Raw genomic sequence first — 18,154 nt, 5'->3', positions numbered from 1 at the left:
GCTATGCGTTTTGACCGCGCTGGGCAGGCAGGAATTCGCCCGGTAAAAAACAGCTGATTGCGTCCTAACGCGTTGTCGCCGCAAGAATTCTCCGCGAAAAATCGATTGGCTCGACCTGCCGCTTGAGGTCCAAGGTATAGTCACCGAACCGGTTGATATGGCTGGTCCGATACGGCGATAGGCCAGCCAGGACTTCCGGGCTGATGTTTGAGCCCTCCTCCCGCAGCTCGGCCAGCACGCGGGTCATCTGCTCCACGTTGTGCAGGATGACCAGGTTGGCCACCAACTGGTTGTAACGCACGATCTTGCGCTGTTCGTGCTGGACGTTCTCGGCGATGATCCCTTCCCCGCCGAAGAAGGCCCATTTGACGAAGCCGTTGAATTCCTCACTCTTGTTGGTGGCGGCGTGGATGGTCTTGCGCACTTCGACATCGTCGATGTAGCGCAGCAGAAACAGCGTGCGTACCGCCTTGCCCAGTTCGCGAAACGCCCAGTACACCTTGTTCTTGCGGCTGTAGGTGCCGAGCCGGCGCAGGATGGTGGAAGCGGTGATCTTGCCAAGTTTGATCGAGATGGCGACCCGCAGCATGTCGTGCACGTGGGTCTCGATGAGTTTCCAGTCGACGCTGTCGCCGAATAGCGCCTGGATGTTCTCGTAGGTCCGACCCGGCTCGGGACGGGAAAACACCAGGTCCTTGATATTGCGGATACGCGGCATGAGGTTGATGCCCAGCAGGTGCGCCAGCCCGAACACCGGGAAGCTCTGCGCCTGGGTGTCGCCGTGTACGGTGTCCGGCTGGATGTCGGACCGGTTGGCCAGCATCCCGTCAAGGATGTAGACCGCCTCATGCACGCCGCACGGGATGAAGTGGCTGAACAACGCGATGTACTTGTCGGACACGTGGTAGTAACCGATGCCACCGTAGCCGCCGTAGCGGATGTGGTACTCCGACAGCAGGTTCTGCTCGTACACGCTCCACTTCGTGCCGTCGGCCGAGGCGCTCTTGCCACTGCCCCAGTAGCCGGGCAGCTCGAACTTGTTGTACAGGTTGATCACCTCGGTGATCGCCTGGTCGAGCGTTTCATCGGTGACGTACTTCAGGTTCAACCACGAGATCTGGCGCCGGCTGAAGCCCTTGACCGAACGCGCGGTCTGGGTCGGTCCCAAATTGCAGCCGTAGCAGAACAGCGTGGTGATCACCCGTTGCAGCAGATCGTCGACCCGCGCGTCGGTGCCTGCGATCGGCCGGAAATGCAAGTGCAGGTCCAGCCAGCGGGTGGTGTCGACCAAGACATCGACGATGTTGGTCGGTGGCAGCCGGTCGGTGATCGCGCTGTCCACCGTGGCGATCGCCTGAGTCACTTGTGCGCCCTGCAGGCGCTTGAGCACCAGCCGCCCGTCAACCATGCTGGCGTGCAGGTTGTCCGAGAACCGAGCGTCCACGGCATCGGCCAATGTCGTCAGTTCGGTGCGCAGACCCTGCACGAAGTCAGCCGCGTCGGTACCGATGCCCGAGACTTCGCCGTAGGCGTCCAGTTCCTGGGCGAATGTCGCCTCGTCGACCAGTTGCTCGCGGTAGTCGTCGTAACGCTCGCCGTGCGGGATGTACAGGTCGCCGGATTTGAGTTCATCCTTGACCTGCGCCAGCACCGCCAACTCGAAGTACTTGCGGTGGATCCAGCCGGGGCTGGCGGCGGCCAAGGCCTTGGGCATCACATGCTTGCGCCAGGCCGCCGATAACCACGTCAGGTCGGTTGTTGCCTCCACGCCCAGGCTGGCTGCGTCGATCGTCTCGCGTCGCTGACTGCGCAGCGCCAGTACGGCACCGATCATGCGCTCCATGCTGGGGTCCTGGCTGGCGGCACGCAGGCCCATGATTTCCAGGCAGTTGAACAGCAGCGGACGCAACGTCCCGTAGGGTGCCAGCAGGAATGGCAGATAGTTGCGGCCGGCGTAGGCCATGTGCTCGTCGCACTCAGCCATCAGCAGACCGATGTCGGCGCCCAGCACGCCCGCGATCGCGTCCACACGCTCGGTGTCTGTGCCATCGACCTGATAGGCCTGCAGGATCTCCCCCAGCTGGCCGATCAGGGTATCGGCCCGTTTGCTGTGTTCGAGTTGGTAGGCGATCAGCTTCTGCTGCGCGGTGTTCTCCAGGTTCTGGATCAGGCGGATGAACAGGTCGGCCGCATCGTCGAGCATTTTGCGATACTGGGAGCGGATGAAGACCGCGGCCAGCGCATAGCGCTTGATCGGGACCAGTTCGGCCAACTCGGCGGCATCGAGTGCGCGGGCCATCGCCCGAAACTGTTTGAGCTTGGGCACCGAGACATCGATCGGCGGCAGCTGCTCGGCCAGGATGCGCAGGCGCTGGATGTGCCGCAGGTAATGGCGCACTTCCTTGTTGGTTGGGCGCTTGGGCTCGCGCTTGAGGGTGTGCCAATCGCTGTAGTGGCTGCCTGGCGGCGTCAGCAGCAGGTTATCGATCAGCGTCCGCATGGTCGGTGACAACGCGCCGGCGATCTGGCGGTAGTACGCATCGTGGACATGTTCGCGGGCGGCGATCGCGATGCGTTCGAGCGTGCTGAAGGCCGGCAACTCAAAGCGGTGATGCACCAGCTCTTCAAGCATCACGTTCACGATATCGGGCACGATGTGCTTGGTCTGCGCAGCCGTTTCAGCCACGGTGCCGAGCCAGTCTCGCCCAGCCGCATCGAGCGGACAGACGTTGAGGAACGCCCGCAGTTGGGCCAGATGCCCGCGCTTGGCGCCGGAGGCGTCGTAGCTCGCCAACCGGTCGGCGGGCACGCGGCGCATTCCCAGCGTCTGAGCGACATGCTGCACGATACGTTCGGGCACCTCGGCCAGAGTCGTGAAATAACCCAGGCGCTGGAACAGCTTCAGGTGCAGCAGCAGGGCCAGACGTGTGGCCGGGCCGGTAGCGATGTTCCGGACGCACTGCACCTCCGCCGCAGTAGGCGTGTAGATATCCTGGAGTTCTTTGGCGGTGGGATCGGGCTTGAGGCGCGGGTAGGCGGTTTCGTGCAGCGTCGTCATGCTCAGGATCAGTCCCAATGGCGCCCGCCCGCTTCATCGCGCAAGGCGACGGCCAGGAAGCACTGGTGGTTGTCGGCGATGCGATGCATCTCGTCGAGCAGCATTGCGATGGCTTCTTCAAAGGCCGCCTCGTCACCGGCAGCGATCGCCAATCGGTAGCGGGTGCCGTCGGCGTTGAGTCGCTGCGCCTGATGCGGTTGCAGGCAGATGTGCTCGATCAGCCGATGCGCTTTGGGCAGTCCGCGCACACGCGGATTGAAGCGCGTCAGGGTGACGGTCGCTTCGACCGTGGTGGTCGGCACTGGATCGGGGACTGGCGCCGCCAGCGGCGGCGGCGGCGTGGCTGGCGGCAGGCTCGCCTCAATGCGCTGGCGGGCGAACGGATCGGCCCCGTCGATGTAGCGCATCGCCGAGTGCACGTCGCGCCAGCCGACGTACTCCATCAGCGCCTTGACGTCCCAGCCGTTGGCGTTGGCCCAGCCGGCGAAGCCACGGCGCAGCGAGTGGCCGCTGTAGGCGTTGGGAGAGCTCAGCCCGGCCTCGCGGAAGATCCGCCGTAGCAGGCGCACCAGGCTGTTGGGGTGGAGCGGGGCGGCGGCAATCCCGCCCCACTGGTCGACTGCGCGAAACAGTGGCCCCTCGTGGAGGGCGGCTGCCGCGACCCAGGCCATGGTGGCAGCCGCCGGGCACCAGCGCGACAGCGCCGGGACCTTGTAGGTGGTGCCGGCGTGCTGGCGATCGCTCTTGCTGTGCGGCAGGAAGCAGGTCATGCCTTCGCCCGGCACCAGGCGCAGGTGGTTCACCTGGAGGCGGGTGAGTTCATCGCCGCGGAAGCCGCGCCAGAAGCCGAGTAGCAGCAAGGCGCGATCGCGCAGATGCCGCAGCTCGGCGGCGCGATCGCCGCGAGAGTGGGCCGCAGCTGCAGCGTCTTCCAGCCATGTCGTGACCTGGCCCAGCTGGGTGAGTTGCAGGGGCGTGGCGCGTTTTTCGACGCTCGGGTGAAGCGCCTGGATGCCCTTGAGCACTTGGCGCACCACTGGCGCCCGGGTCGGGTCGACAAAGCCGTGCACCTGGTGCCACTGCGCCAGTGCTGCGAGCCGGTGCCTGAGTGTGTTAATCGCCAACTGGCCGGCGTAGGCGGCCAAGTAGCGCGCCACCTGCTCCGCAGTCGCCGGCAGATGACCACCCCACTCGACCTCGAAGGACGGGTCGCTCCTGCATACGCGCGCTCGGTGTTGGCGCGGGTTGCCGCTTCCAGATATTGCTTGACCGAGCTCACCGCCTCGCTCCGAAACGCCGTTTCGTACGGCCGCAGGGCGACTGCAGCCGAAAATTCCGGATAAGGCGGGATAATTCAACATTATCCCGCGTTAGCTCAATGCGCACCGATGGTCCGTTCAGTGCGTTGATTAGCATGTAATTACGTGGTATGTAATACGTTACGAAATACGTGGAGTGCCGGATGGCAAGGTCCGGGGTGTACAAAAGCGATGTACAACGTGCCCGCGATCGCCTGCGCGCCAGGGGCACGCATCCGTCCGTGGACGCGGTCCGGGTGGCGCTGGGCAACACGGGGTCCAAGACCACCATCCACCGTTATCTGAGGGAGTTGGAAGAGGAGGACGGGCAGCGCCCCGGCGCCAAGGTCGCCATCGGCGACGCGCTGCAGGATCTGGTCAGCCGCCTGGCCGAGCGGTTGCACGCTGAGGCCGACACGGTCGTAGCGCAGGCGCAGGCGCGGTTCCAGGCGCAGCTGCAGGAGCGCATCCAAGCGCTGGAGCAGGCCCGGCACGAGGCTGACTCGCTCAGGACGCAACTGCAACGTGCAGAAATAGCCCTGCAGGCCGAGCGCGAGGCGGGCGACGCCGCCAGGAGCGAGGTGGCCAGCCGCACCACCGAACTGGCCCAGCTGCAGGAGCGGATCGCGGGCCTCACGGCGCGATTGGTGGAGCACGAACGTCATGCCCAGTCGCTGGAGCACAAGCACGAGCATGCCAGGGAAGCCCTGGAGCACTACCGCACCTCGGTCAAGGACCAGCGTGAGCAGGAACAGCGCCGGCACGCGCACCAGGTGCAAGAGCTGCAGGTCGCCCTACGGCAGGCCAACGAGGCGCTGACCGCCAAGAATCACGACCTGATGCAGCTCAACCGGGACAATGGCCAGTGGCTGGAACGCCACACCCGGCTGGAAAGGGAGGTAGCGCAGGCACGCCAGCAGGCCGACGCCCAGCAACGCGAGCGCGACGCGCTGCGCCTGACGGCCGCCGAGCACCAAGCCCTGCAGGTGCGCTGGACCCAAAATGTCCAGGCGCTGGAAGGTGTGCGCGCGGAACTGGCGGCGGCGCGGGCCGAGCTGGTCGAAGAGCGCCAGCGCCGGGAACACGCCGAGGCGGACACCTTGCGTGCCACGGTACGTCTGAGCACGTTGGAACAACTGCTGGCGCAGCTGCGGCCACCGCACTCCGTTGGCGAACTCGAAAACGCCATCGCAGCCGGTGCAATGCCGGCAGGCAAATGATCAGCCGCTTGGCGAAGGCTAGGGAATCCTCCGCGTCAGTGCCTTCGTTGTCCCAGCCAGGATTTCGGTGCCAGGGTGTTGCACTTGGACCTTGAGTAGCCAACGATAATGACCGGCTCGACGAACACGCGCTCAGAGCAGATTGCTGCGATATTTCGTCGAGTACAAGAGAGCGCATGTTAGGCGACAACATCTCGATGTTGACACAAACCTGACACCTGGGTTCCTCTTCAGAGCTTCATGCACCAACCTTTATCGCCATCAGATGAGGTGGTATGCAAAGTCGTTTCAGCGGTTGGTCTGCACAGGTGCTTGATGCGGACGATGTCACAGCAGTCATGCGTGACGTCGGCAGATATGGATTCGCGATTGTCAGGGATCAATGGCGATTTGATGCATCCGATTTCAAACAGATGTCAGCGCGCTATTGTCTTGGCCCGATGTATCAGTCTGACTTCAATCGTCGCCTGCACACGGAAGGCATGTCACCGTCAGGCATGAACCAAGTCGGTGGCTTGACCACAGGCGTGCATGATGTCTTCAACAGTACGTCAAGCGCGGCATTGCACACTGACGGTTCGTATCTCCCCATCGGCACGATCAAGACCTCAATCCTCCTTTGCAAGCAGCACGCTCTGCGTGGCGGTGAATCGATCCTGTTCGACAGCGTGTCGGCATTTCAGACGCTTGCCCACCAGCACCCGGATCTCGCCCAATGCCTCCTTTCCCCAAAGTCGTTCCGACGCAGATCTACCGATCCGCGGCTAGATAGGCAGTACGAGCACGTCGGCCCGATCTTCCTTGCAGAAGAAGACGGCTCAATGGTTGGTGGGTTTACTCTGGACGTGACGGCCGACTGGGACTATTCCCGGCGCATGGACCCGAGAGTGCTCGATGCGGTAGCTTACTTGACGCGCCTCACCAAGCCGGATAGCGGCTACGCAGTGAGTTTTCCGCTGCCAAAGGGGCAAGCATTGATCATGCGCAATGACCAGCTTTCGCACGGACGAAGCGCCTACATCGACGATCCGGGCAACCCGCGTATTCTGCTGCGAGGCCTGTTCCTCTCAGCCCCTGGCGCATGCGCCGCGCAGACACAGTCCGCCGCGCTTCGGTCGAAGGTCCCTGACAACAGGCCCCGCACGAATGGCTGAGACAACGGCACCACTGCTTGCGTCTCAGTGGTCCTTGTGGATGTCGTATCCCACCAGCGAACTTGCGGCACGCATTGATAGTGATCTTGCAAGATACCTGATCGACCCGCCCATGACCTCGGCGATCGTCGAGGTCGTTCGCGAGTACCGGAACAGTGGAAGAAGCTGGAGTAGCAAAGGGTTGCGGGGTGACGAGGTGATCGCACCGCTGCTCGGCTTGGCAAAGTACTCGCCAGAGGTCTTTGATCTCTTGCGCGCGAAAGTCGCCCAGGCGGAGCACAACAAATGGGTCGGCGGCAGCATGAACGACACGGTTGCCAAGGCGCAGAAGCAGTACACGAAATTCGTCATCGTCTCGACGCCTCGTTCCGGGACGCACCTGTTGCGCACGCTGCTCGGCTCCCACCCATGCATCGAAATGCATGGCGAAGCATTCAATCGGTTCGGTCAGCACTTGCTGCCCTATTCCGTACAGGACACCACTGCGGAACACATCCTCGATCGACATCTGTTCCGCCCGTACTTTGAGTACGTGCAGGCTGTCGGGTTCGTACTCTTTCGCGATCTCGACTCTGAATGGGGGGGCGTCAATGTCTGGGAGACGTTGGCGGACTTGACTGAACTGAAGATCATTCTGCTGGATCGGCGCAATCGCCTTGAGCGCATGGTCTCTCTGAGAAAAAGCCTGCTCGATCATGTCTGGTATGTCGGCAGGGACGATGAACCCGCGCGTGGGTATGTCCGGCTGTCCGTAGCGCAAAAGGAACTCGAAGATTTCATCGATCACGACCTTGCCAATCGCGCCGCGTTCTGCGAACGCTTCGGCCACTACGACATCCTCTCCATCGAATACGAGCAACTGCTCGACAACCCTGAGAGCAGCCATGCCGAGCTGCTCGCGTTTCTGGGGGTATCGGCCATACGACTGGAACCGGGAACCGGAAAAAAAGAAACAGTTTCGATCTCATCGATAGTTGAGAACGACGCGCAACTGAGATGTTCGATTAAAGGGACACCCTATGAACGCTACATCTAGGCCGCGCAGTTATTGGCCGCCGTATACGCCAATTAGCCTTGAGGATTGTCGCCCCAGGATCGTGCGCGGCGCAGGGGTTTATCTTTACGACGATGCGGGCAAGCCCTATCTGGACGGCATCTCCGGCAGCTACAACCACTGCCTCGGTCATTCTCACCCGGCACTGATCGACGCCGTCAAACGGCAGATGGACAGCCTGGTGCACGCGTGCAACATCGGGACGAGTACGCTCCTACCCGAAGCGCTTGCAGAGCGGCTAGGCGATGTATTGGCGCCAGCCGGACTCGTACATACGTTCTTGGTAGGAAGCGGCAGCGAGGGGGTCGAAGCCGCAATGAAGATGGCTTGGCAGTATCAACGCGGTCGCGGGCAGCCACAGCGGATGAAAGTCGTCGCCATCGACGGTGCGTATCACGGCTGCACGCTTGGCGCGATGCTTGCGACACGACGCTCCTTCATCAACGAAGGCTCCTTGGCGCTTGTCGAAGAGTACTCAATGACGATGCCATTGCCGCAGAGCATCGACGACGTGGCAGAATGGGATGCGCTTCTTGCCGAGCATGGATCGACCGTCGCGGCGATCATCATCGAACCGGTGATGGCGATGGCCGGAACCCGGCAGTTCCCAGCTGGCTTCTTGCGAGTCCTGTCGTCGCTCGCCAAGGCGTACGATATCCCCCTGATCTTTGACGAAGTGTATTGTGGCATTGGACGCACCGGCGTCCTGTGCGAGTCAGTGTCCCAGGGCGCGAGTCCGGACATTGTGATCTTCAGCAAATGTCTCGGCGGCGGCTTCCCGATCACCGCCGTCATGACGACCGCCACGATCGCCGATGTCTTCGCCACACAGCCGCTCCCGTTTTTCCGCCACGGCCATACCCAGTCCGGCAACCTGCTGGGATGCCGCGCAGCTTTATTCATTCTCGAGCACCTGGATGCGGATGATTGCTACGAACGGGTTAAAGCGAAGGGCACGCGCTTGCTGCAAGCGATTCGTGACCGTCTACCCGCGACCGACGATGTCGTGAGTGTGCAAGGGAAAGGTCTGATGTTGTCGATCACCTTTTCGTCGCCAGCGGCATGTAGCCAAGCGCAATACGACGCGCGTCGACACGGTCTGTTCATTGGCACTGCGGATCGACATCTCAAGGTCGCGCCGCCGTTCATCATTGATGAACACGAGATCGACGAGTTGGCGCAACGATTGAGCCATGCGATAGACAAAGCATCGCATTACTGACGCTTTCTTTTCGTACGAGGGAGAACATGACGTCCGCATACTTCGCGCTCAGGCAGATTGCAGGAGGAAAACGCCACGATGCGCCGTTCCAATGGGGAGAACTGCAGAACATATGGCAAAACGACGCTTTGGCGAACAAACTCGCAGATGAATTTCCGACAGAGGGATTCAACTTCCGGAAACGCAACGGCGGGCATTTTTATCGACGCACGATCGTCCCTCTTGGCTCGTTCGGCGTCGACCAGCCAGCGTCGCTAACGGATGCGTGGCAGGCTATGTGCGGCGAGCTCGTGTCGGAGGACTTCAGGTCCGCAATGTCCCACTTTTGCGGAACGGACCTGAGCAAATTCCCGATGGAGGCCGTTGCGTTTCGTGGAGGGCAAGACACCCATTACCTGCCCCATGTCGACGTATCTTTGTGCCAGGGATTTCGCCTGATCATCTACTTCAACGCCCACTGGGAGCGCGACTGGGGCGGGCTGCTTCGTATTCTTGATCCACGCAATCACCATGACGCGCGCCACGTTGTGCTCCCCATTGTCGGAAACGCAACAGTGATTATTCGAGATGGGGCCTACGAAGACACGTGGCACGAAGTGACACGGCTGTGCACCACGGGCAGCGTCACTCGCAACACGCTCAATGTCACCTACTATGCGCCCGGAACCACAAGCACAGTCCAATGACGCGAGGATGCGCTTGTTCCACCACGATAGACAATTCGTCATGCTCTATGGCCCACCTGCCGTCGGCAAATTGACCGTTGGGAAGGCGCTAGCGAATCGGCTGTCCGCATGCCTGTTTCACAATCACCTGACCTACGATCTCGCCATCGAGCTACTGGGTGCCGATAGCGGCTTCGACGCGCGCAGGCAGTTTGCGTGCAAACTCAGGCTCCATGCGCTGGCGCTCCTGTTTAAGTCCGACTCCCGCACCATCATCACGACGTTCTGCTACGGCGGCGCGGAGGACGACTGGTACATCGACGCGCTGAAGACGCTCTGCGCTGACCATCTCATGACGCCGCGCTTTGTTCAACTCACCGCGCAGCGCAGCCAGCTTCTGGACAGAGTCGAAAACGTCGACAGACGCGCTTTCGGAAAGGTGAACAGCAGCAGTCAACTTTCGGCAATCCTGCAGGAATGCGCATATACGCTCGCGATCCCAGCAGACCACCATCTTTGCCTTGATACATCCATGCTATTGCCAGATGACACCGCTCTTGCGATCGTCACGTCCTACCAACAAGTGAGCACTTTAATGGGTGACAAGACCGACAAGAACACAATCGCCTGGCTGGCTCAACCGGAGGAACATGATTATCCAGCTGCGCAGTCCTATCTCAATCTGCTGTATGACGACGCCCACTGCACCAAGCTGGTGCGCAAGATGCACGCGGCACCCATGTCGGCCTTCAAGGCCAAGGACATCCTGCGCGCCAGCGGCCTCTCGCCGTTAGGAATGAGCAATGCACACGTGGAAAGGGACATCAAAAAAATCCAGTCCAGCACCGCTCTGTCACCGCTTCTACTGGTGCGCCAGGAAGGCCAGCGCATCGTAGTTGCCGACGGCTATCACCGTTTGTGCGCCGTCTATAGCTTCGACGAGGACGCTTCTATCCCTTGCAAGATCGTGTGAGCCGACCCCTCGACCTGGCCCAGCTGCACGGTTGTCAGGCACGTACCCCATCATGCGATTGATGATGGAATGGGCCTCGCTGACACCTTGGGTGGCAAGCTGTTGCATATGCTGGTCGATCTTCGTGGCCAGCCGGCGAAATTGAGGGTCGTCAGGGATTCGTGCAAAAAAAGCCAAGAGTGGGATAACTTGCTGTTAGTAAAGAATTTTTTCGGAGATTCTTGCCGGCCCTCAATGATACGCCCAGGCTTTCCTAGACATCTCAAGGCCATGGAAAATGGCTAATTCGGAGGTGTCCATGAGCAGCAAGCGATATACGGATGAGTTCAAGATCGAGGCGGTCCGGCAAGTGATCGATCGTGGCTTCAAGGTGGCAGAGGTCGCCGAGCGGCTAGGGGTCACCACGCACAGTCTGTACGCCTGGCTGCCCAAGTTCGGCAAGCCCGGCGTCGTGCAGCGCGCCGAGGTGGACCAGAGCGCCGAGGTTCGGCGCCTGAAGGCCGAGTTGCGCCGAGTGACCGAGGAGCGCGACATCCTAAAAAAGGCCGCCACGTACTTTGCCAAGGGGTAAAGGCAAAGTACGCCTTCATGCAGACCCATCGCGGGGAATTTAGGCTGTGCGCGATGTGCCGGGTGTTGCGGGTGAACCGGGCCGGTTACTACGCTTGGCTAAAGTCGCCCAAGAGTGAGCGCGCCAAGGAAGACGAACGCCTGCTGGGGTTAATCAAGCACCAATGGCTGGCCAGTGGCAGTGTCTATGGGTATCGCAAGATCACCAAGGATCTGCGCGATCTGGGTGAGCGTTGCAGTCGCCATCGGGTGCATCGGTTGATGCGTGCGGGAGGGGTACGTGCGCAGGTAGGCTATGGGCGCAAACCCCGCTTCCATGGCGGGACCGAGTGCGCCGCAGCGGCCAACCTGCTTGCTCGGCAGTTCGATGTAACTGCGCCGGACACGGCCTGGGCGAGCGATTTCACCTTCATCCGCACGCATGAAGGCTGGATATATCTGGCTGTGGTGATCGATCTGTTCTCCAGGCAGGTCGTCGGCTGGGCGATGCGCGATCGGGCCGATACCGAGTTGGTCGTGCAGGCCCTGCTATCGGCAGTGTGGCGGCGCAAACCCGCATCTGGTTGCCTGATTCACTCGGACCAAGGATCGGTCTACACCAGCGAAGACTGGCAGAGTTTCCTGGCATCCCATGGCTTGGTGTGCAGCATGAGTCGGCGCGGCAACTGCCACGACAACGCCCCGGTGGAGAGTTTCTTCGGCCTGCTCAAACGCGAGCGGATCAGGCGGCGGGTCTACCCCACCAAGGACGCCGCACGCGCCGAGGTCTTCGACTCCATCGAGATGTTCTACAACCCAAAACGCCGTCATGGTTCAACCGGCGACCTGTCCCCTGTAGAGTTTGAACGGCGCTACGCGCAACGAGGGTCTTGAGTGTCTACGGAACCCTGGGCGTATCAATGGTTGATGGAGCTGTTTCCTCAGTGAGGCCCAGTCGGGAACGACCTGAGGGTCGGCAGAGATTCGTGTAATAAACCTCTCACTGTCAGTGAGTTAGCTCACTTTTGGCTGTTTTTTACACGAATCCCTGCCGACCCTCGTGCTCCTGCCCATCGGCCTCGCGTAGAAACCGAAAGCGGGCCGGGCTCTTGGTATGAAGGTGGTCGCAAATCTGACGCCGCACACCTGAGGAGCGCTGCAAGCTCAGGAGCAGGGGGTAGTAAAACTCATGCGCCTGCCGGGAGCGGTACTCGATGATCTGTGTCTGCGCCTCAAAAGCTGCACTTGCCCGATTGGCCTTCTCGGTAGCGACCCGCTGCTTGCCGTGAAGCCAGATATTGATCACGCCACCAACAAGGACGCCCGTCAGGCCGAGCAGCGCTGGCCAGAGCTTCTCCAGCCAGCCCGTGGCCCGGCTGTCCCGCATCGCCTGTCGAAGCCGAAGCTCGCTGGCATCAAGCTTAATGCGCAGCTCTGCCGGCGTCAGGGTGGAGTCGACCTGAGCCGGCTTGATTGCCAAAGGCTGCGCCGCAGGAGGGGGTGCAGCGCGAGTCGCTGTCTGGGGTATCGGCTCAATCGGTTGCACCGGAACCGGCGCACTTTGAGCTGCATGAGCATCCGCGCCGGCAAATGACAGCGCCGCGGCAAAAGCCGCTCGCCAGAACCATTTCATCGTGACCACCCCAGTTCCCCATAGGCCATTAGTGTTCGGTTTGCGCATAACGGATTCCACCCCCAAGAGCATGGAAGCGTAGCCGGATAGGCGCATAATGTTCTTAGTCAGACCAAGACATTCGCTTGATCGATATAAATCAATGGCTTAGGGAATAAATCTGCCGCGCACTACTAAGCGCTGGTGAAGCCTGCCAGGGAATTCATTGTCTACTGGCGACCTCCGCCAGTAGACTGCGATCATGGCCCATCCTGCTCTTCCTGACGACGTCCAATTTTCCGGTCACGAGACCTTTCCGCTACGCCAACTGTGGCTGCGAAAGGCCTACGAGGCTGTGCAACACCCCGACTTTTTTGGCAATGCCAAGTTGGCGTTCATGCCGGAAAACGGCATTCGTCGTTTCGGGGTCGGCAAGAACATGGTGTCGGCGATCCGCCATTGGGCATTGGCTTGCGACGTTCTGGAAGAGCAGCCCGCGGGGAAGATGGGCGTCGGCGTGGTCGGTCGAGCGCTCTTCGGCAGCCGCGGTCTGGATCCCTATCTGGAAAAGCCCGCAAGCGCGTGGTGGGTGCATTGGCTACTCGCCGGACGCGCCAAGAGATCGACCACATGGTGGTGGGTCTTCAATCGGATCAATCAGCAAACCTTCGAATCCGAACAGGTCGCCAAGGCGCTTGCCCACGCAGCCGAGCAGGCGGGTCACCGTGTCTCCTACGTCACCCTCAAGCGCGACGTGGACGTATGCCTGCGCTGTTACGTAGCGCGGCGTGATGGCCGTGAGGCCGATGACGCGGCAGAGCCGCTGCTCGCAGATCTCGGCTTGTTGGCCGAAGGGCCAAGTGGCACGTTCCGGTTCAGGCGTGGAGCGCAGTCTTCGCTACCCGATGGGCTGTTCGCGCTCGCGCTTCTCGACTTCTGGGAGAGCAAGGAGCGATCCAATGGCTCGGGCCAAGCCACTTTGTCTTTCGAGGCTATCGCGCACGAATTCGGTGCGCCGGGTCGGGTGTTCAAATTGGATGAAAACTCGGTGGGTGATCGTCTGACAAACCTGGAGGAAATCTCCGAAGGGCAGCTGAGGTGGAGCGACACGGCAGGCATTCGGCAGGTCAGTCGGATGCTGACCGAACCGCTCGATGCGCTCAAACAACGACTTCTGAAGCACGCATATGGCAAGTAACGTGGAACTGCGCATACAGGTCACTCCGCGCTTCCAGCGCTCCGTGCAGCTGGAATCCGACCTTGCGCGCGCCGATGCGTTGGATGGTTACATCTGTCAGTCCAGCTCGCGCAATGCGCTTGCTGTGGTGGCTCATCACATCAACGAATCCCAACAGCGCGCCTTTACCTGGACAGGGCCCTATGGTGGCGGCAAGTCCACTTTGGCTCTGGCCTTGGCGCAGCTGGCCGGCGGGACGCCCACGGTCCGCAAGCGTGCCAAGCAGGCCCTCAATGTCGAGGCGGATGACGAGATCTGGAAAGCCTTCGGCAGCAAGAAGCCTTGGCTGGTCGTGCCAGTGGTGGGGCGCCGTCAGGCCCTTGAAGAGGCCCTAGGTCAGGCGATCGACAAGCATGCGCCTCAACGCGGCCCCAAGCGCATGCGCAATGGGCGCCGCGATGTAATCGCTGAGCTGGTTCGGCGAGCAGAGGCGGGCGAGCACGGTGGCGTGGTGGTTCTGCTCGATGAGATGGGCAAGCTGCTGGAGGCTGCGGCTGCCGCGGGAGAGGACATCTATCTGCTGCAAGAGCTGGCCGAAGCCGCCAGCCGTAGCAACGGCAAGCTGGTGGTCATCGGCATCCTGCATCAGGCCTTTGATCAATACGCTTCGCGCTCAGGTCGAGTCGTCCAGAGCGAGTGGGCCAAAATTCAAGGCCGATTCGTCGATGTGCCGGTCGTGGCCGGGACCGACGAGGTCATTGCATTGATCGGTGGCGCCATCCGCTGCGAGGAGCCGCACCCCGGCAGTCGCAGCGTCACCGAGGTGATCGCCAAGGCCATTCAACGGCGCCGGCCTGCCTCACCTGCCACGCTAGCCCAGACCCTGGATCAGTGCTGGCCGCTGCATCCGGTGACAGCGGCCCTGCTCGGCCCGTGTTCACGTCGCCGCTTTGGGCAGAATGAGCGCAGCGTATTCGGCTTCCTGAGCTCTGCCGAGCCGCTGGGTTTTCGTGAGTTTCTGGCAGGCCACACGCGCAAGAGCGTCGGGTATTACCAGCCGGCGCGTTTTTGGGACTACCTGCGCGCCAATTTCGAGCCGGCAATCCTGGCCTCGGCTGACGGCCACCGTTGGGCCATCAGTGCCGAAGCCATCGAGCGCGTGGAAGCGCGCTTCCGTGAGCCGCATGTGTCCTTAGCAAAGACGATCGCGCTGATCGAGCTGTTCCGGAATGGGTCGGGCTTGGCGGCCAGTTCTGAAGTGCTTGAACGCTCGGCGGACGATGCCTCGCCCAAAGCCGTCAAGGCCGCATTGGAAGAGCTTGCTGCGGTCAGCATTATCATCTACCGCAAGCACAACGAGGCCTGGGCCATCTACGCGGGCAGTGATTTCGATATCGATGCCGCCGTGGATACTGCCAAGCGCGAGCGCAGTCAAAGCATCGACGAGCAGCTCAAGCAACTGGGTGTGCTGCCCCCGCTGACCGCGCGCAAGCACTACTCCAAGACGGGCACGCTTCGCTGGTTCGAACGCTCCGTAGTGACGCCGAGCGGCGCGCTGGATCCCCATGCGCCGCCCAAGAAGACGCCAGCTGGACGCTTCGCGCTGCTGGTGCCGAACGAAGAGAGCACTTCCGAACAGCTGGCGCAGGCGGCTCACAACCTGGCGAGGGCGAGCAAGGACCCGCTGACCTTGTTTGGTGTCCCCAAAGGTCATCATCGCCTGGCCGAATATGCCAGCGAGCTAGCCGCGTTGGAGCACGTGGCCGAAAGCACGCCGTCGTTGGAAAATGATGGCGTTGCCCGGCGCGAAATCCACGCGAGGCTGCAGCAGTTGCGTGGCGATCTGGAAGCAGCGTTGCGTGATGCCTTCGCGACGGCCACCTGGTACAGCGCCAGCAAGACGTTCCATCCAACCGCCGAAGAGGGCCTCTCGCCCACAGCTAGTCGCGTGTGTGATGCGGTCTTCAAGAGTGCCCCGCAGATCTTTAGCGAACTAGTCAATCGCGATGTGCTCTCCTCAAACGCGGCCAAGGCCCAGCGTCTATTGATGCACCGCATGCTTTCGCACGGTGACCAGCACGAGCTGGACTACTTGGGCTACCCAGCCGAGGCGGGTCTGTACCACACCATCCTGGCGCCACTCGGCCTGCATCGGACCGTGAAGAAGCGTGGCACGTTTTCTTCGCCTGAACTGTCCGAAGAGCTAGAGGGAGCGCGTTCTTTGGTGCCGCTGTGGCAGGCATGGCGCGAACTGCTGCAGGACGCCGATGGAGCGATCACCCTGGCACAGCTCTACGACTTGGCGCGGCAGATTCCCTACGGCGTCAAACAAGGCGCGCTGCCCATTCTGGCGCTAGCATTCCTGATGGCCCATCGCAGCGAGATCGCGCTGTATGTCGATGGCATGTTCTGCCCGGATCTAAACGACGCAGACGTGGATGAGTGGCTGCAGGACCCTGCGCGCATCGGCTGGAAGTGGGTTCGCATGGATGCCTCGGCCAAGCAGATGCTCACCCGCTTGGCCGGACGTTTGGAAGAAGCGACGCAGCGTCCGGTCGCGGCTGATCCGCTTGACTCAGCACGGGCGCTGGTGTCTTGGACCTTGTCCCTCCCGCAGTGGACACAGCGCACGGCGAAAGTCAGTGACTTGGCGCGCAACACGCGCACGATGCTGCTACGGGCGTCGGATCCTGTCAAAACGATCTTCGTGGACCTGCCTGAAGTGCTCGACACGGGTCGCGATGGCAAGGCATTGGTCGACAAGATCGGGGAGGTCGTCGAAGAGCTCAATCAGGCCTATCCGGCTGCTTTGAAGGCGCTCGAGGGCAAGCTCCTTGGCAGCATCGACCATGTTGGCGCATTGGATGCGTTGCAGCAGCGCGCTCAATCGGTGCGAGGCGTCAGCGGTGATCTGAAGTTGGAGGCCTTTGCTAGCCGGCTGGCGACCTATACAGGCAGTGATGCGGACATCGAGAGTCTGGCGGCGTTGGCCGTAAGCAAGCCAGCCCGGGAGTTTAGTGATCACGACCTGGACCAGGCCGTCGTGCAGCTCTCGCAGTGGGCGTTCGAGTTTCGCCGTATCGAAGCGCTTGCCTCGGTGCAGGGGCGTCCGTCCGGTCGCCGCGCCATGGCGGTGGTCTTTGGTGGACAGGACACACTCTCGGCGACGATCGACGTTGCCGAGTCCGACGCGGCGGTCATCCATCGCGTTCGAGATGGCCTGATCGAGCATCTGCGAAGCAATGCGGTAAAGCCAGATTTGATCCTAGCCGCCATCGTAGAGGCCGGCGCCAAGGTGCTCGAAGAGTTGCAAGCACAGGGAGGCAAGCGTGACTGACCGGCATGTTCTGGGGATTTCGGGTGGCAAGGACAGCGCGGCGCTTGCCGTGTACATGCGGCTGCATCATCCCGAGCTCGACCTCCAGTACTTCTTCACCGACACTGGCAAGGAGCTGCCGGAGGTGTATGAATTCCTGGGTAGCCTGGAAGGCTTCCTTGGCAAGCCCATCCTGCGCTTGAATCCCCAGCGCGACTTCGACTTCTGGTTGCGCGAATACGGCCACTTCCTGCCTTCGGTGAGGACGCGCTGGTGTACACGGCAGCTAAAGCTGGTGCCCTTCCGCAATTGGATCAAGCCCTGGCTGGAGGCTGGCGATTGCGTGCACAGCTATGTCGCCATCCGCGCCGACGAGTCGCATCGAGAAGGGTATGACTCGGGTCACGAAAACCTGACCGTGCATCTGCCCTTCCGTGAGGCGGGCGTGGACCACGCTGGCGTCATGGATCTGCTGGAAGGCGCAGGTGTCGGTTTGCCCAAGTACTACGACTGGCGCTCCCGTAGCGGGTGTACGTTCTGCTTCTTCCAGCAGAAGATCGAGTGGGTCCGCCTGAAGCAGCAGCATCCGGATAAATTCGAGGAAGCCAAGCGCTACGAGAAGAGCGCCATGGAACACGGCTCGCCATTCACCTGGAGCGACCGTGAGTCGCTGGTGGAGCTCGAACAACCTGAGCGTGTGGCCGCCATCGAGCGCGAGCACGAGCACCGCCGGGTACGTGCCAAGGCCAAAAAGCGGCTTAATCCATTGCGACCGGAGACAGCCTCCGAGGGGTTGGACATGGAGGACATGTTCAGCGCGGGTGAGGCATGCCTGGTGTGTCACAAGTAGACGTGA

Annotated in this window: 12 protein-coding genes and 1 pseudogene; 10 read left to right on the top strand and 3 right to left on the bottom strand. The window is 61.5% G+C overall.

The window, feature by feature from the left end:
* Positions 1–64 precede the first annotated feature (64 nt).
* Both FLG15_RS19515 and FLG15_RS19510 read right to left on the bottom strand, forming a co-directional pair.
* Positions 65–3,058 carry a Tn3 family transposase gene (locus FLG15_RS19515; protein WP_150147116.1) on the bottom strand — a complete coding sequence of 998 codons (2,994 nt, stop codon included), beginning with the start codon at positions 3,056–3,058 and terminating at the stop codon, positions 65–67.
* Between the two features lie 8 nt (positions 3,059–3,066).
* Positions 3,067–4,337 (bottom strand): annotated as a pseudogene (locus FLG15_RS19510) (tyrosine-type recombinase/integrase).
* 183 nt (positions 4,338–4,520) lie between these two features.
* Here FLG15_RS19510 and FLG15_RS19505 point away from each other — a divergent pair.
* The 7 genes from FLG15_RS19505 to FLG15_RS19470 all read left to right on the top strand — a co-directional run bounded on the left by FLG15_RS19505 (position 4,521) and on the right by FLG15_RS19470 (position 12,087).
* Entirely contained in the window at positions 4,521–5,576 is a 1,056-nt protein-coding gene (locus FLG15_RS19505; RefSeq protein ID WP_150147112.1) for a DNA-binding protein, read from the top strand.
* 275 nt (positions 5,577–5,851) lie between these two features.
* Positions 5,852–6,730 carry a TauD/TfdA family dioxygenase gene (locus tag FLG15_RS19500; RefSeq protein ID WP_007971048.1) on the top strand — a complete coding sequence of 293 codons (879 nt, stop codon included), beginning with the start codon at positions 5,852–5,854 and terminating at the stop codon, positions 6,728–6,730.
* Positions 6,723–7,766 carry a sulfotransferase family protein gene (locus tag FLG15_RS19495; protein WP_007971047.1) on the top strand — a complete coding sequence of 348 codons (1,044 nt, stop codon included), beginning with the start codon at positions 6,723–6,725 and terminating at the stop codon, positions 7,764–7,766. The genes FLG15_RS19500 and FLG15_RS19495 overlap by 8 nt, the downstream gene beginning before the upstream one ends.
* 61 nt (positions 7,767–7,827) lie before the next feature.
* Complete coding sequence (locus FLG15_RS19490) at positions 7,828–9,006, top strand: aminotransferase family protein (protein ID WP_017158592.1); 1,179 nt, start codon at positions 7,828–7,830, stop codon at positions 9,004–9,006.
* Positions 9,007–9,032: 26 nt separating this feature from the next.
* Complete coding sequence (locus tag FLG15_RS19485) at positions 9,033–9,692, top strand: 2OG-Fe(II) oxygenase (protein ID WP_007971045.1); 660 nt, start codon at positions 9,033–9,035, stop codon at positions 9,690–9,692.
* A gap of 7 nt (positions 9,693–9,699) precedes the next feature.
* Positions 9,700–10,644, top strand: coding sequence for an ATP-binding protein (locus tag FLG15_RS19480; RefSeq protein ID WP_017158593.1), 945 nt, complete (start codon positions 9,700–9,702; stop codon positions 10,642–10,644).
* 298 nt (positions 10,645–10,942) lie between these two features.
* Positions 10,943–12,087, top strand: a protein-coding gene (locus tag FLG15_RS19470) for an IS3 family transposase (RefSeq protein WP_150147752.1) whose coding sequence is annotated in 2 segments (ribosomal slippage) — positions 10,943–11,180 and positions 11,180–12,087 — 1,146 coding nt in all. Because the reading frame shifts where the segments join, the coding sequence is not laid out codon by codon here.
* A gap of 142 nt (positions 12,088–12,229) precedes the next feature.
* On the opposite strand, the gene FLG15_RS19465 is transcribed toward FLG15_RS19470, so the two are convergent.
* Positions 12,230–12,826, bottom strand: a complete 597-nt coding sequence (locus FLG15_RS19465; RefSeq protein WP_150147109.1) for a hypothetical protein — start codon at positions 12,824–12,826, stop codon at positions 12,230–12,232.
* 241 nt (positions 12,827–13,067) lie between these two features.
* On the opposite strand from FLG15_RS19465, the gene FLG15_RS19460 reads away from it, so the two are divergent.
* Genes FLG15_RS19460 through FLG15_RS19450 form a run of 3 tightly spaced genes read left to right on the top strand, consistent with a single transcriptional unit; the run spans position 13,068 to position 18,148 of the window.
* Positions 13,068–14,003: a DUF4007 family protein gene (locus FLG15_RS19460; protein WP_150147106.1), complete on the top strand. Its 936-nt coding sequence runs from the start codon at positions 13,068–13,070 to the stop codon at positions 14,001–14,003.
* Positions 13,993–17,319 carry an ATP-binding protein gene (locus tag FLG15_RS19455; protein ID WP_150147103.1) on the top strand — a complete coding sequence of 1,109 codons (3,327 nt, stop codon included), beginning with the start codon at positions 13,993–13,995 and terminating at the stop codon, positions 17,317–17,319. The genes FLG15_RS19460 and FLG15_RS19455 overlap by 11 nt, the downstream gene beginning before the upstream one ends.
* Complete coding sequence (locus tag FLG15_RS19450) at positions 17,312–18,148, top strand: phosphoadenosine phosphosulfate reductase domain-containing protein (protein ID WP_150147101.1); 837 nt, start codon at positions 17,312–17,314, stop codon at positions 18,146–18,148. Before FLG15_RS19455 ends, FLG15_RS19450 begins: the two co-directional genes overlap by 8 nt.
* Positions 18,149–18,154: the final 6 nt, after the last annotated feature.

The organism is Xanthomonas phaseoli pv. dieffenbachiae (genome assembly GCF_008639345.1).
GTDB classification, from domain to species: Bacteria; Pseudomonadota; Gammaproteobacteria; order Xanthomonadales; family Xanthomonadaceae; genus Xanthomonas; species Xanthomonas phaseoli.
The sequence above is the reverse complement of the archived record's forward strand: the minus strand, read 5'-3'. Positions and strand labels throughout refer to the sequence as shown.